Source organism: Paractinoplanes tereljensis, from assembly GCF_016862435.1.
GTDB lineage: Bacteria > Actinomycetota > Actinomycetes > Mycobacteriales > Micromonosporaceae > Actinoplanes > Actinoplanes tereljensis.
The window spans coordinates 1-13,012 of the sequence record NZ_BOMY01000063.1; the positions used below are offsets into that span (position 1 = coordinate 1).

13 protein-coding genes are annotated in these 13,012 nt (G+C 69.9%); 6 read left to right on the forward strand and 7 right to left on the reverse strand.

Annotation, left to right across the window (positions count from 1 at the left end; genetic code table 11):
* Positions 1 to 1,821 (reverse strand): FxSxx-COOH system tetratricopeptide repeat protein (gene fxsT, locus Ate02nite_RS46690; protein ID WP_203814456.1); only part of this gene is annotated, 1,821 nt, incomplete at its 3' end.
* Positions 1,822 to 1,916: 95 nt separating this feature from the next.
* On the opposite strand from fxsT, the gene Ate02nite_RS46695 reads away from it, so the two are divergent.
* The gene (locus Ate02nite_RS46695; RefSeq protein ID WP_203814457.1) at positions 1,917 to 2,228 is read left to right on the forward strand and encodes a DUF3817 domain-containing protein; all 312 of its coding nucleotides are present in this window, start codon (positions 1,917 to 1,919) and stop codon (positions 2,226 to 2,228) included.
* A gap of 124 nt (positions 2,229 to 2,352) precedes the next feature.
* On the forward strand, positions 2,353 to 2,571 hold the full coding sequence (locus tag Ate02nite_RS46700) for a hypothetical protein (protein ID WP_203814458.1): 219 nt from the start codon (positions 2,353 to 2,355) through the stop codon (positions 2,569 to 2,571).
* A gap of 20 nt (positions 2,572 to 2,591) precedes the next feature.
* On the opposite strand, the gene Ate02nite_RS46705 is transcribed toward Ate02nite_RS46700, so the two are convergent.
* On the reverse strand, positions 2,592 to 3,188 hold the full coding sequence (locus Ate02nite_RS46705) for a flavodoxin family protein (protein WP_203814459.1): 597 nt from the start codon (positions 3,186 to 3,188) through the stop codon (positions 2,592 to 2,594).
* 139 nt (positions 3,189 to 3,327) lie between these two features.
* Between Ate02nite_RS46705 and Ate02nite_RS46710 the strand changes: the two genes are divergently transcribed.
* Entirely contained in the window at positions 3,328 to 4,464 is a 1,137-nt protein-coding gene (locus Ate02nite_RS46710; protein WP_203814460.1) for a glutathione-independent formaldehyde dehydrogenase, read from the forward strand.
* 88 nt (positions 4,465 to 4,552) lie between these two features.
* On the opposite strand, the gene Ate02nite_RS46715 is transcribed toward Ate02nite_RS46710, so the two are convergent.
* The 5 genes from Ate02nite_RS46715 to Ate02nite_RS46735 form a co-directional block, all read right to left on the reverse strand.
* Positions 4,553 to 7,276: a bifunctional YncE/alkaline phosphatase family protein gene (locus Ate02nite_RS46715; RefSeq protein WP_203814461.1), complete on the reverse strand. Its 2,724-nt coding sequence runs from the start codon at positions 7,274 to 7,276 to the stop codon at positions 4,553 to 4,555.
* Positions 7,277 to 7,280: 4 nt separating this feature from the next.
* A complete protein-coding gene (locus Ate02nite_RS46720; protein ID WP_203814462.1) occupies positions 7,281 to 8,633 on the reverse strand; it encodes an ABC transporter permease in 1,353 nt (450 codons plus the stop codon).
* A complete protein-coding gene (locus tag Ate02nite_RS46725; RefSeq protein ID WP_203814463.1) occupies positions 8,630 to 9,544 on the reverse strand; it encodes an ABC transporter ATP-binding protein in 915 nt (304 codons plus the stop codon). The genes Ate02nite_RS46720 and Ate02nite_RS46725 overlap by 4 nt, the downstream gene beginning before the upstream one ends.
* Before the next feature lie 100 nt (positions 9,545 to 9,644).
* Positions 9,645 to 9,953 (reverse strand): STAS domain-containing protein, encoded by a 309-nt coding sequence (locus Ate02nite_RS46730; RefSeq protein WP_203814464.1) that lies wholly within the window; start codon positions 9,951 to 9,953, stop codon positions 9,645 to 9,647.
* Positions 9,954 to 9,990: 37 nt separating this feature from the next.
* Complete coding sequence (locus Ate02nite_RS46735) at positions 9,991 to 10,452, reverse strand: VOC family protein (protein ID WP_203814465.1); 462 nt, start codon at positions 10,450 to 10,452, stop codon at positions 9,991 to 9,993.
* 109 nt (positions 10,453 to 10,561) lie between these two features.
* On the opposite strand from Ate02nite_RS46735, the gene Ate02nite_RS46740 reads away from it, so the two are divergent.
* The 3 genes from Ate02nite_RS46740 to Ate02nite_RS46750 are packed head-to-tail and all read left to right on the forward strand — an operon-like array spanning position 10,562 to position 13,007.
* Positions 10,562 to 11,302, forward strand: a complete 741-nt coding sequence (locus Ate02nite_RS46740) for an ABC transporter ATP-binding protein (protein ID WP_203814466.1) — start codon at positions 10,562 to 10,564, stop codon at positions 11,300 to 11,302.
* Complete coding sequence (locus Ate02nite_RS46745; protein ID WP_203814467.1) at positions 11,299 to 12,039, forward strand: ABC transporter permease; 741 nt, start codon at positions 11,299 to 11,301, stop codon at positions 12,037 to 12,039. The genes Ate02nite_RS46740 and Ate02nite_RS46745 overlap by 4 nt, the downstream gene beginning before the upstream one ends.
* Positions 12,036 to 13,007 carry an ABC transporter substrate-binding protein gene (locus Ate02nite_RS46750; protein ID WP_203814468.1) on the forward strand — a complete coding sequence of 324 codons (972 nt, stop codon included), beginning with the start codon at positions 12,036 to 12,038 and terminating at the stop codon, positions 13,005 to 13,007. The genes Ate02nite_RS46745 and Ate02nite_RS46750 overlap by 4 nt, the downstream gene beginning before the upstream one ends.
* Positions 13,008 to 13,012 lie beyond the last annotated feature (5 nt).

Sequence of the window (13,012 nt, forward strand, 5' to 3'; positions counted from 1 at the left end):
GAGGTCATTCAGGACCAGTCCGAGGTTGTTCAGGTCGATGGCGACGCCGGGGTGGTTGGGTCCGTAGGTGGTTTCGCCGATGGTTAGGGTGCGTTCGAGTAGGGGCCGAGCATCGGCGGGACGGCCCAGGACGGTCATGTAGTGAGCAGCATGGGTGAGCAGGACGGCGAGTTTCTCGGCGTCACCGCCGACGACGTCCGGGACGTACGCGAATATCGCGAAGGCGTGAGGCAGAAGCCGTGACCATTCTGCCCAAGTCTCTGGTCTGTTCAGCGGATTTTCCGCGATGGCTTCGAGCAACGCCAGCGCCGTGCTGCGCGCCTCCGCGGAGGATGAGTCGTCGGTGGTTCCGAGGTTGAGATGACGCACGGCGGCCTGGACCAGGCGATGTAGGCCGAGGTGGTGTTCCGCGCGGCGGACCAGGGAGTAGTCGACGAGCACCGCGACGGTGTCGGCCAGGTCGATCGGGTCGGCCGCGACGGTGCGCAACGGCTCCGGTAGGAGTTCGGGATCCGTAGTGAACAGACTCAGTGGGATGGCGTCCGGGGCGAGGAACGCACACACCTGCAGCAGCTGCAGCGCGGCCGGGTGTTCGGCGGCGATCCGTTCGCAGGAGAGCTTCCACAGCGTGGCCATCGTTTCTGCCCGCCAGGCGACGGTGCCGGCACCGAGCATCCGATCAGGCCGGTCCACCAGCCAGTGCAGGTAGTCATCGACCGGGGTCTTCGACTTGCGAAGGTAGGCGGCGGCCTGCTCGAGCGCCAGCGGCAGATCCCCGAGCGTGCTCGCCAGCCGATCGGCATCTGGGCCGGAGAGGGTGGGCAGTCGCCGCAGCAAGAATGCGACCGATTCCGGCCGAGGCAGCGTGTCGACGTCGAGGGTCTCCGCGATCGCGTCATAGCCGCCACGACGGGTGGTGATCAGGACGTGGCCGGTAGAGGCGGGCAGCAGCGGTTGCAACAGGTCCGGCGCCTCGGCGTTGTCGTAGATCAGCAGCCAGCGATCGATACCCCGCAGATGTTCCAAGGCCGCGGAAGCCGTCTCCTCCGCCGACCCCGTCACCGGCGACCCGACTCTGCGGGCCAGCTCGGCGAGCCGGGTGACGACCAGCGGGATCTCCTCGGCGGTTATCCACCACACGAGGTCGTAGTCGGTGGCGTGCCGGTAGAGATACTCGATCGCCAGCTGTGTCTTGCCGATCCCGCCCATCCCGGCGACCGCGACCGCCGCCACCCGGCCACGTTCCCGCAAAGCCCGCTGCAGCCGGGCGATGTCGTCGTCCCGCCCGGTGAAGTTCGGGTTCCGGGCCGGCACCTCCCAGATCTCCGGGAGCCCGCCGGGAAAGCGCGGCTCGGTCGACACCGCCCGCGGCGCCGGCGACCCCGGGAAGGCCGGGGCGGACGAAGGCTTCGCCCGCCCGGTCATCGCCGCCCGCAGCGCCTCGTTCAACCGTCGTCGAGCGACATTCTCGGCCATCCCGACGAGATCCACATCGACGATCTGTGCCAGCAGACCCTGCCGCGGCGTCTCCGCCACCCGGACCGGAAGCAGCTTCCGCTCCTGCCCGAGCGGATCGTCTTTCCACGCGCCCTGCCACTCGGCTGTGCCGTAGATCGAGGTCAGATAGTCCGGCGAGATCACCGCGATGGTTCGGGACGCCGACGAGACACCCTCGTCCATCCGGGACACCCAGTTGTCGCCCGGGACGATGTCCCAGGCCTGGACCAGCGCCCGATACCCGGCCTCCTCGACCTGCCAGGCGATCCACTCGGCCCAGGCGCGGTCGGCCTGCGTGTACGACACGAAGAAATCCCAGGACATCCGACCACGATCCCAGCTCTGCGCAACCGCGTCGTCACCCGAACACCCGAGCAGGTACTCTGGTCAGCCAAGATCATGATGGAGGACTGAAACGCATGCGCGCACTGACAGCATTCCGGATCGCCGCCGTCGCCGAGGCGGTCTCCTGGACCGGGCTGCTGGTCGGCATGTACCTCAAGCACGTCAGCCACACCACCGAAGCGGGGGTGTGGCTGTTCGGCCGGGTGCACGGCGCGCTGTTCGTCGCCTACCTGGTGGCGACGATCTGGGCAGCCCGGGCCGAACGCTGGTCGCTGCTGCGCATCCTGGTCGGCCTGGCCGCCTCGATCCCGCCGCTCACCACGATCCTGTTCGAGCGGTGGGTCACCGGGCGGCGCCCGGCGACCCAGGACTCGGTCCACGTGTGATCGTCAGTCGGTCTCGGGAGCCGGGAGGTAGCCTGGCTGGCCTCGCCGGCGTCACCCGGCGAGACCTGCTCCTCGGCTGACCGTGTGTTTGTTTCGGCCGCTGCACACAGGGGATTCCCTCTATATGGCTGACAACGAGCACGACGTCAATCGCAGCGCCCGTACCGGCGAGTTCGTCAAGGACAGCACGGTCGAGCGTGAGCCGAGCACCACAACCACCGAGCACGTCGGCACCGACAAGAGCGAGGACCGCGAGGTCAACCGCAGCGCGAGCAGCGGAAAGTTCGTCAAGGAGGCCACCGTCGAGCGGCACCCCGAGACGACCGAGACCCAGCAGATCTGACGGCCCTGACCCGTCGGCGGTCAGGCCGGCGGGTACGGGTTGTCCTGCAGGAGGCGGGCGGTGTGGGCGACGTTGGCGGCCAGCGCGCGGGTAGCCGTACCCGTGGTGTCTGGCTTTGGACCGGCCTTGTCGTAGTCGAGTTTGCCCATCGCTTCGCCGACCCGGTAGGTCGAGGCCGCCGCCGGAATGGTGAAGCCGACGTCGTTGAGGGCCTGGAAGACCTCGGCCGTCACATGGTGGGCGCCGTCCTCGTTGCCGACCACGGCGACCGCCGCGACCTTGCCATACGTGAGCGGAACGGTCTCGGACAGTTCGGCGTCGAGGCGCTCCAGGACCATTTTGCAGACGCTGGACGGCTGGCCCATCCAGATCGGCGTGGCGATCACCAGGATCTGCGCGGCGAGCAGCTTGGTGCGGATCGCCGGCCATTCGTCGCCGTTGCCCTCGTCGACCGAGACGCCGAACCGTACGTCGTGGTCCACCACCCGGATGATCTCGCCGTCCACGTCGTGGTCGGCCAGCGCGGTCAGGACCTCCCGGCCGAGCAGCTCCGAGCTCGACGGCGCCGGCGAAGGCTTGAGTGAACAGCCCAGCACAACCGCCCGCAATGTGGCCATGACAGATCAACTTCTTCCCTGAAGGACGACTTCCGGGAAGAGGCATGCCCGGACCGGGCGATGGCAAACCAGCAGCTCAATGCGCATGATCGTGGCGATCGCGGGTAGTCGGAGCCGGACAACGAATGGAGGCCATCTCATGAAGGCCGTCGTATACCGGGGTCCGCGGCAGGTTGCTGTCGAGGAGCGTCCCGATCCCACCATCCAGCACCCCAGTGACGCGATCGTGCGGATCACCACGACCAACATATGCGGTTCCGACCTGCACATGTACGAGGGCCGCACCTCGGTCGAGGAGGGCAAGGTCCTCGGGCACGAGAACATGGGGATCGTGGAGGCGGTCGGCGCCGCGCTCACCCGGGTCAAGGTCGGCGACCGGGTCTCGGTGCCGTTCAACATCGCCTGCGGGACGTGCCGCAACTGCATCTCCGGCTGGACCAGCTTCTGCCTGCGGACCAACCCGACCGAAGGCATGGACGGCGCCGCTTACGGCTACGCCAACATGGGACCGTACGACGGTGGCCAGGCCGAGTTCTTGCGGGTGCCGTACGCGGACTTCAACCTGCTGGACCTGCCGGCCGGCCAGGAGCACGAGAACGACTTCACCATGCTCTCCGACATCTTCCCGACCGGCTGGCACGGCACCGAGCTGGCCCGGATGCAGCCCGGCGACCGGGTGGTCGTCTACGGCGCCGGCCCGGTCGGCCTGATGGCCGCGCACAGCGCCATGATCAAAGGCGCATCCCAGGTGTACGTCGTGGACAAGGAACGAGACCGTCTCGACCTGGCCGGCAAGATCGGGGCGACGCCGGTCGACTTCAGCAAGGGTGACCCGGTCGAGCAGCTGATGGACGCCACCGACGGCCACGGCGCCGACTGCGGTGTCGAGGCGGTCGGCTACCAGGCCCACGACCCGAGCGGCGAGGAGCACCCCGAGCTGGTCCTGGACAACCTGATCAAGTCGGTCCGTTCCTCCGGTGGCATCGGCGTGGTCGGCGTCTATGTGCCGGAGGACCCGGGAGCGCGCGACGAGGCGGCCAAGCAGGGCCGGATCGGCTTCGACTACGGCACGTTCTTCGCCAAGGGCCAGCACATGGGCACCGGCCAGGCCCCGGTGATGCGCTACAACCGGCACCTGCGTGACCTGATCATCGCCGGCCGGGCCCAGCCGTCGTTCCTGGTCTCGCACGAGCTGCCGCTGGCCGAGGCGGTCGAGGGTTACGACCGCTTCGACAAGCGCGAGGCAGGCTGGACCAAGGTCCTGCTCCGCCCGTAGTGATCACCGGCCGGTACCCTGACCAGCCATGCGAGCACTGACAGCTTTTCGGGTCGCCGCCGTCGCGGAGGCGGTCCGGGTGTGATCCTCAGTCCGTCTCGGGCGACGGGAGGTAGGCGCCCGGCACGTCGGCCGGGGCGACGATCGTGTTCTCGCCGGGGTAGGGCCGCTTCCAGTCGTGGGCCTGGTACCAGGTGAAGTGGTTCATCTGGGCGGGGTTCGCGAAGTCCGGCCGGGCGTCCGGGCCGGTCAGTCGCTGCTGCGCCTTCCAGGCGTCCCACTGCGCCGCGACCTGCCGCTGACCGGCCGGGATGGTGGCGACCGGGGCGGCCGCGGCCGTCGGGTCCTGCGCGGCCGGTACATCCTCGCCGCAGGGTGGCGGGGTGGCCAGGCCGAGGGTCAGCGACGTCCGGTTGGGCCGGACCTGGTACGGCGTGAGGTCGGGCCGGGCGGTGAACGCGGCTCGCATCGGGCTGGCCGCGCTGTCCTTCTGGTTCATCGGATGGATCCCGAGGATTTGCTCGATGGTGCGGATCATCGTGATCTGCGAGTAGTAGCGGTTGTCGACCACGCCGCGCCGGGCGTACGGGCTGATGATCTGGATCGGCGCCCGGTGGCCGTCGATGTGGTCGAGGCCGGCCTGGGAGTCGTCCTCCACCACGAAGATCGCCGAGTCCTTCCAGTACTTGCTGTGCGAGATGGTGTCGACCATCTTGCCGACGGCCAGGTCGTTGTCGGCGACCTGGGCGGCGGCGTTGGGCGGGCCGCCGGTGTGGTCGCTGGAGAGCCAGAACATGTTCAGGTTGGCCGGCCCGTTCGCGACGAAGTCCCGCTTCCAGATCTCGTACCGGTAGATGTCCGGCACGCTGGTGTCGTACTTGGGGAAGCCGGCCACCGACACGCTGTTGAGCGACGGGATCGGTGACGAGGAGATCATTGGGTACGCGGTGTCCTGGCCGGTCGCGGCCATGTTCCTGGTGTCGCAGTACAGGTTCTGCCAGCTGGCGCCGGTCGGTTTGGTCAGGAACTGGTGGAATTCCCCGAAGTCCCGCACGGTCCGGCCGGCCGCCTGCGCGCCGGTCCAGATGAACCCGGTCCGCTGGTGGCCGAGCGCGTCGTCCTCGGTGTCGTAACTGCGCAGGTACTCGCCGGCCGAGGACTCGGTGTACTCGGGGTCGTCGGCCTGCATCAGCCAGTTGTGTCCTTCGGCCGAGTTGGTGCCGATGTCGTAGGTGTTGTCGAACAGCCCGAACTGCTGCGCCAGGGCGTGCTGGTTAGGCGTCACGTTGGCGCCGAACTCGGCCAGGGCCGGGTCGCCGTCGCCCTCCGCGAGGTCACCGAAGAGCTGGTCGTACGTCCGGTTCTCCTTGACGATCAGGAAGACGTGCTTGATCGTCGACGGGTCGCCGAGCCGGGCCGGGACCGGCACCGGGCGGGCGCGGTTCACGCCGGTGGCCCGGGTGACCGAGCCGGGGGTCCAGCCGTTCTGGCTGAACACCTGGGCGGTCCCGGCCCGGATGACCCGGTCGCTCGGCAGGGTGAACCGCAGCAGGCTCGACGTGGTGTCGTGGGTGCCGTGGGTGCCGGCGGCGGTCGGGCGGCGGGCGTCGATGCCCCGGGTGTTCGAGACCAGCACCTCGTTGCCGACGGTGGCGATCTCGGCCGGGAAGTAGTCGGTGGGCAGCAGGCCGAGGTAGCTGACCGGTTCGAGGGCGGAACGGTACCGGTAGACGGCGATCGCGTTGGCCCGGCCGAGCGTAACCAGCAGGTGGCCGTCGCCGGTGAGTGTCACCGCGTCGGGCTCGTAACCGACCGACGCCTCCGGCCACGGCTGGGTGGCGATGGTCTGGACGACGACGTCGCGCCGGGTGTCGATGACGGACACGTCGTTGGTCGCCGTGTTGGTGACGAACAGCGTGCGGTCCTTGGCGTACAGCGCGGTGGGGTGCAGGCCGACGGTGATGCTCCGGACCGCGGCCGCGGTGTCGGCCAGGTCGATGACGCTGAGGGTGCCGGTGGTGGTCGCCGCGGTGACCGGGCTGGCCGGCACCGGCGTGTTGTACGAGTTGATGGTGGTCTCGCCGGGCCGGGCCGGACGGCCGCCCTCGTTGCTGACGTACAGCTTGGTGCCGACGGCGGCCAGGTCGCGCGGGGCGATGCCGACGGCCCAGCTCTGCCGGACGGTGCCGGTGGCGGTGTCGATCGCGACCACCCGGTTCTGGCCGTTGACCGCGGAGTACACGGTGGACCCGTCGGGCGAGAAAACCGCACCGGCGACCAGCGCGCGCCGGGGCCCGTCGGCCGGAATCGCGACGAAGGCAGGCGCGGACAGACTGCCGTCCGGCTGGACGGTGAACCGGCGGTAACCGTCGGCCTGACCCAGCCACAGCTGCTTGCCGTCCGGCGAGTACGCCGGGCCTTCCTGGCCGACGTCGTTGCCGCTGATCCGCAGGTCGGCGGCCGCGTTGTTGCCGACGAGCTGCTGCACCTTCCAGGTCTTGAGGTCGACGATCGCGAGCGCCATGCCGCCGTCGGTCACCGCGGCGGCGAGGTGGGTGCCGTCCGGGCTCACCACCGAGGACATGATCTTGCCGTTGTTGATGACCAGGCGCTGTCCGACCGGGTCGACGTACTGGTCGGCCGAGACGACCAGGCCCCGGCGGGTGGTCTGGCCGACCTGGTCGGTGCCGAACTGGTAGGTCGTGGCGAAGGCGACGCTCCCACCGGTCAGGACCAGGGCGGTGACGCCCGCGGCGACGGTGAACAGCCGGGTCCGATGCGAGACCTGGCGCCGTACGCGTACTACCGGCATGGGTTTATCCCTTCGCGGGAAGCAGGTCGACGTTGCCGTCGAACTGCCACAGCGGATTGGGGGCGTCGCCGGCCGCGGTGTGGACCAGGAAGTAGCCGTTGACTTCCTTCGGTCCGTCACCGTCGGCCATGTAGCGCCCGTCCGGGGTGATGTCGAGTTGGTAGGTGGCCTGCCCGGCCGCCTCGATGCCGGGCAGCCGCCAGGAGATGACGCACCGCCAGTCGTTGCCCGGTCCGATCGGGTCGAGCCGGCCGGCGCCCTTGGTGCACGCCGCCGTGGCCTGGAGTTGCTGTTCGGTGACCGGCGGCCGGTTGAGCTGGTCGGTCTGCAGCCGGTAGAGGTGGGCGAACGCGACGGCCGCCGACCGCTGCACCTTGTCCTGATCGATTCCGGAGGCGGTGGCTCCGGTCGTGGTGGCGAGCACCACGACCGTCACCGCCAGCAGCCCGGCCAGGGGCAGCAGGCCGGTGGTGACCGCTCGGCGGGCCGCGCCCTCGTACGCGAGGTTGGTGAAGTCCCGGCGGACGAAGTTCAGGTAGGCCAGGGCGGTGGCCAGCACCGCCCACAGCAGACTGACGACGACGCCGATCAGCAGCGGGGCGAGTTGGTACGGGCGGGTGAACAGCCCGTACCAGGAGATGAAGGCGTAGCCCGGCAGGGCCATCCGCACCGTGACCGGCAGCGGCAGCATCTGGGCGAGCTGGAGCGCGAGCGCGACCACCGCCGGCAGCAGCAGCCCCATCGGGGACCGGCCCAGCACGACCGAACCGAGCAGGCCGATCGCGGCCAGGGCCAGCGTCGGTGCGAGCACGCCGAGCCAGGCGAGCAGGACCTTCCCGGCGACGTCGGCCGACCCGAGCAGATGGCCGTCGAGGCCGATGAGCGGCCGGTCGCCGACGGCCAGCAGGCCGCCGGCGGTGCTGGACACCGCGAGCCCGGCCACCAGCGACAGGATGACGGTCAGGCTGGCCAGGGCCTTGGCCGCGAAGATCCGCCGGGGCGATCGGACCGCGACCAGCAGGTGCCGCCAGGTGCCGAGGCGATCCTCGGCGGCGAACACGTCGCCGGCCACGACCGAGGTCAGCAGCGGGAGCGCCCAGGTGCCGGCGAAGCCGAGCGTCACCAGCGGGCCGGCCCATCCGGTGGCCAGCATCGACCGGCCGAAGAGGGTGTCGACCGGCAGCGTGCTCTGCCGGCTCACCGCGGCGACGAACAGGGCCGGCGCGACCCAGCAGGCCAGCACGAGGACTCGGATCCGCCACTGGGAGAGCAGCTTGACCAGCTCGAAGCGGTAGGCCCGGACGACCGGGACGCGCTGGGCGGCCACCACCGCCGGGGCGGCCAGGGTGGCGGTCATCGGCCGGCCTCGCCGTCGGTCAGGGCCAGGAACGCGGCCTCCAGCGGCGAGACGACCGGCGCGAACTCGCGGATCGAGATGCCGTCCCCGACCAGCCGGACGACCAGGTCGTCGAGGGCGGCCACCGGCCCGCGGACCACGAGCACGTCACCCTTGTTCAGCACGACGATCCCGGCCGTCGCCCGGGCCACCCGGCCGGCGGCCGGCGGGTCGGAGGTGATCACCCGGTAGTCGAGTTCGTCGTTCTCGGCGGCCAGCTTGCCCAGCGGCCCGGAGAACACCACACGGCCGGCGGCGAGGATGGTGACCTCGGAGCACAGTGTCTCGACGTCGTCCATCCGGTGGCTGGAGAGCACGACACTTACCCCGTCGGCGGCGAGCCGGGTCAGGATCCGGTGGACGTCGCGCTTGCCGGCCGGGTCTAGGCCGTTGGACGGCTCGTCGAGCACCAGCAGCCGGGGGCGGGTCAGCAGGGCCGCGGCCAGGCCGAGCCGCTGGCGCATGCCGAGCGAGAAGCCGTGCGCCCGGTCGTCGGCGACGTCGGCGAGCCCGACCTCGTCGAGAACGTCGTCGATGCCGGCCGGGCCGAGACCGCGCAGCCGGGCCAGCGCGGCGAGGTTCTGCCGGGCGGTCAGCGAAGGGTAGAGGCCGGGACCGTCCACGAAGCCGGCGACACCGTCGGGTGTGTCCAGTGCCTGCCGCAGTGGCGTACCGAGGATCTCGATGCTGCCGCTGTCGGCCGCGGCCAGGCCCAGCAGGAGACCGAGCAGGGTGGTCTTGCCGGCGCCGTTCGGCCCGACCAGGCCGTGGATCTGCCCGTGCCCGACCACCAGATCGACACCGTCGAGCGCGACGACCTCGCGGAAGCACTTCGTGACCCCGCGCGCCCGGATCGCGACGTGTCGGTCCATGCGACTCCCATCTCAGCTCCTACAAAACGTAGGGATTGATGGGTGTCGCAGTCACGGGCCGCCGGTTGAACGGTTGCCTAACGGATGGCGACGTGCGGTGTCAGCGAACCAGGACCGTGTCGAGGTGTGAGACCTCGAGGACCATCCGGACGATCGGGCCGGGGTCGCGCAGCATGAGGTCGATGCCGCGCGCGGCGGCGGCCCGCTGGGCCGCGACCAGGACCCCGATCCCGGAGGAGTCGAGGAAGGTCACGGCGCCCATGTCGACGTCGATCTTTCCGCCGTCGTGGGTCGCCACCGCGTTGCGCAGCACCTCCCGGAGCACGTCCACCGTTTCCAGACTGACGTCGCCGGAGGGTACGACCGTCGTCGTGTCACCCTGGCGCTCGATGCGGTACTCCAAAGACATGGCGCGCCCCGTACCCGTAAAAAGCCGGCGGTAAACGTCAGTCCAGGCAGAATTCGTTGCCCTCGGGGTCGGCCATCACGATGAAGCCGGAGCTGAGCGGGGGAGCGGGCTCGTCCCGGCGCAGCCGTTTCGCGCCGAGCTCGACCAGCCGCTCGCATTCGGCTTCCAGGGCGGCCATCCGCTCGTCGCCGCGCAGGCCGGGGGCGGCGCGCACGTCGAGGTGCAGCCGGTTCTTGGCGACCTTGTCCTCGGGCACCTTCTGGAAGAACAGCCGCGGCCCCGTGCCGTCCGGGTCCTCGACGGCGGACTGGTTGTTGCGCTCCTCCTTGGGCGTGCCGACCTTGTCGAGGAAGTCGTCCCACGCGGCGAGCGGATCGGCGCCGGGCGGCAGCGTCACGCCGGGCGGCGCGGGATGGACGTATCCGAGTGCGTCGCGCCAGAACGTGGACAGCGCGGCCGGGTCGTGGGCGTCGAAGGTGACCTGAATCTCTCGGCTCATACGGCCACCCTGGCATGCATTGCGGTCAGTTCGGGACCGCAAACGCACACATTTACAACTGTAGATCGGTGTCGTAGTTTTGAAAGCGACTCTTGCGAGGTGAAAGCCAGTGCGGATCGCCGTCTCCGATCTCGACCTGCGCTACGGCGACCTGATCGCGGCCCGGAAGATCACCTTCGACGTGCGGCCGGGCGAGTTCGTCAGCCTGATCGGCCCGTCCGGCTGCGGCAAGAGCAGCGTGCTGCGCGCCCTCGGCGGCCTGCAGCCGCCTTCGGGCGGCGAGATCACCATCGACGGCGACCGGGTCCGTGGTCCGCAGCCGACCAGGATGGCGTACGTCTTTCAGGACCTGGCCCTGTTCCCGTGGCGTACGGCGCGGCGCAACGTCGAGGTCCCGCTCGAACTGCGCGGCGTCCCCCGCAAGCAGCGCCGCGAACGTGCCGAGCAACTCCTGGCCAGGGTCGGCCTGACCGACGCGGCCGACCAGCACCCGGCCCAGCTGTCCGGCGGCATGCGGCAGCGGGTCGCGATCGCCCGCGCCCTGGCCTGCGACGCCGGCATCCTGCTGCTCGACGAGCCGTTCGCCGCCCTGGACGAGCAGACCCGGCTGCGGCTGGGCGGCGAGCTGCGGCGGCTGCTCGAGGAGGAGGGCAAGACCGTCGTCTTCGTGACGCACAGCCTGCAGGAGGCCGCGTACCTCTCCGACCGGATCGTCGTGCTGAGCCCCCGCCCGGCCACGGTCAAGGAGGTCATCACCGTGCCTTCGCCTCGCCCCGAGGTCGGCTCGGCGGAATTCCACCGGCTGCACGCCCACCTGACCGACCTGCTGTTCGCGGCGGAGCCGGCATGAAAGCGGCCGCCTACGCCACCGTCACCCTCGTGACGCTGCTGGCGTGGTGGCTGCTGACCGCGACCGGCGTGACGAACCCGCTGATCCTGCCCCCACTCGGCGACGTCGTCGCCGCGCTGCGCCAGCAGGATCCCGCGACCTGGGCCGCCGCGATGGCCGTCACCACGGTCCGCGCCACGGCCGGGTTCGCCGCCGCCACCGTCCTGGCCGTACCCGTCGGTGTTCTGGTCGGCCGGAACGCGACGCTGTCCCACGCGTACGAACCGCTTCTGGCCACGCTCACCGCCGTACCCCTCGTTGTTCTTTATCCGGTTTTGGCCGCCACCCTCGGCCTGGGCACTTCGTCGAAGGTCGCCCTCGGCGGCCTTTATGCGTTTTTCCCGATCGCCATCGCCACCATCCGGGCCGTCGGGCAGACCGACCCCGTGCTGGTCACCGCGATGCGGTCGATGGGCGCGACCCATGGCCGGGTGATTCGCGCGGTGGTGGTGCCGTCCGCGCTACCCGGCATCGTGGCCGGCCTGCGGATCGGATTCGGACTGGCGCTGGTCACCGTGATCGCCGGCGAGTTCATCGCCGGCGACGACGGCGTCGGCTACCAGCTGGCCGCGAGCAGCCAGGGCTACCAGAGCGCCGACCTGTTCGCCTGGGTCGTCCTGGCCGTCGTGCTGACGATCGCGGTCAACACGGTTTTCACCTTCCTCGCAACGACGCTGGAAAGGACGCTCCGCCGATGAAACGAACGATCGGACCGGCCCTGGCCGCCCTCCTGCTGCTGACCGCCTGCAACACCTCGAACAGCACCGCCGACCCGGGCGCCGAACCACCCACCCTGCGCCTGGGCATCGTGCAGGGCCAGGACTTCACGCACGCCCTGCCGGCCCGGACCGCCGAGGCCCAGGGCATCTTCGCCAAACACGGCCTGACCGTGCAGATCATCGACTTCTCGGCCGGCTCCGACCTGGTCAAGGCCATCGCCGGCGGCAGCGTCGACGTCGGCGAGGCCACCGGCCTCGACGTGGTGGCCGCGTCGGCCAACGGCGTAGATCTCAAGGCCTTCTACGGTACGGCGGCCACCACCCCGATGGCCGTGATCGTCAAGGACCGCTCGCCGATCCGCGCCATCGCCGACCTGGGCGGCAAGAAGGTGGGAATTTCGAAATTCGGTTCACTTACCGATTTCACGGTCAAGCTGATCGCCCAGAAGACCGGCGCCAAGGACATCAAGGCCGTGCCGCTGGGTGCCCCGTCGGCCAACACCGCCGCGCTGAACAAGGGCGACGTCGACGCGATCATCCTGCCGGTCGAGTTCGCGTACGCCCTGCAGGCCGCCGGCACACCGGTGACCGCGATCCGGATCGCCGACCTGACCCCCGACAGCCAGTTCGGCACCCTGGCCGCCACCGGCAAATACCTGGCCGCCAACCAGGCCACGGTGACCGACCTGACCAAGGCCTACGCCGAGGCGATCACCTACCTGCAGGCCAACAAGGACAGCACTGTGCAACTCTCGGTAGCCAAACTGGCCATGAAGGAGCCGGTCGCCGTCCAGACCTTCGACGAGCTCGCCAAGGACTTCACCGCCAACGGCAAAATCAACGTCAACGGCCTCCGCGCGTACGCCGAAAGCCTCCCCGGTCTGGGCCTGGCCAAGCAGGTCCCGGCCGAGGCCGACTACTACGACCCGACGTTCGCCGCCCAGTGAGATTG

Coding starts and splice junctions, on each gene's coding strand:
- Ate02nite_RS46745 (WP_203814467.1), top strand. CDS start 11,299: ATGAAAGCGGCCGCCTACGCCACCGTCACCCTCGTGACGCTGCTGGCG.
- Ate02nite_RS46730 (WP_203814464.1), bottom strand. CDS start 9,953: ATGTCTTTGGAGTACCGCATCGAGCGCCAGGGTGACACGACGACGGTC.
- Ate02nite_RS46720 (WP_203814462.1), bottom strand. CDS start 8,633: ATGACCGCCACCCTGGCCGCCCCGGCGGTGGTGGCCGCCCAGCGCGTC.
- Ate02nite_RS46705 (WP_203814459.1), bottom strand. CDS start 3,188: ATGGCCACATTGCGGGCGGTTGTGCTGGGCTGTTCACTCAAGCCTTCG.
- Ate02nite_RS46715 (WP_203814461.1), bottom strand. CDS start 7,276: ATGCCGGTAGTACGCGTACGGCGCCAGGTCTCGCATCGGACCCGGCTG.
- Ate02nite_RS46750 (WP_203814468.1), top strand. CDS start 12,036: ATGAAACGAACGATCGGACCGGCCCTGGCCGCCCTCCTGCTGCTGACC.
- Ate02nite_RS46700 (WP_203814458.1), top strand. CDS start 2,353: ATGGCTGACAACGAGCACGACGTCAATCGCAGCGCCCGTACCGGCGAG.
- Ate02nite_RS46725 (WP_203814463.1), bottom strand. CDS start 9,544: ATGGACCGACACGTCGCGATCCGGGCGCGCGGGGTCACGAAGTGCTTC.
- Ate02nite_RS46695 (WP_203814457.1), top strand. CDS start 1,917: ATGCGCGCACTGACAGCATTCCGGATCGCCGCCGTCGCCGAGGCGGTC.
- Ate02nite_RS46735 (WP_203814465.1), bottom strand. CDS start 10,452: ATGAGCCGAGAGATTCAGGTCACCTTCGACGCCCACGACCCGGCCGCG.
- Ate02nite_RS46710 (WP_203814460.1), top strand. CDS start 3,328: ATGAAGGCCGTCGTATACCGGGGTCCGCGGCAGGTTGCTGTCGAGGAG.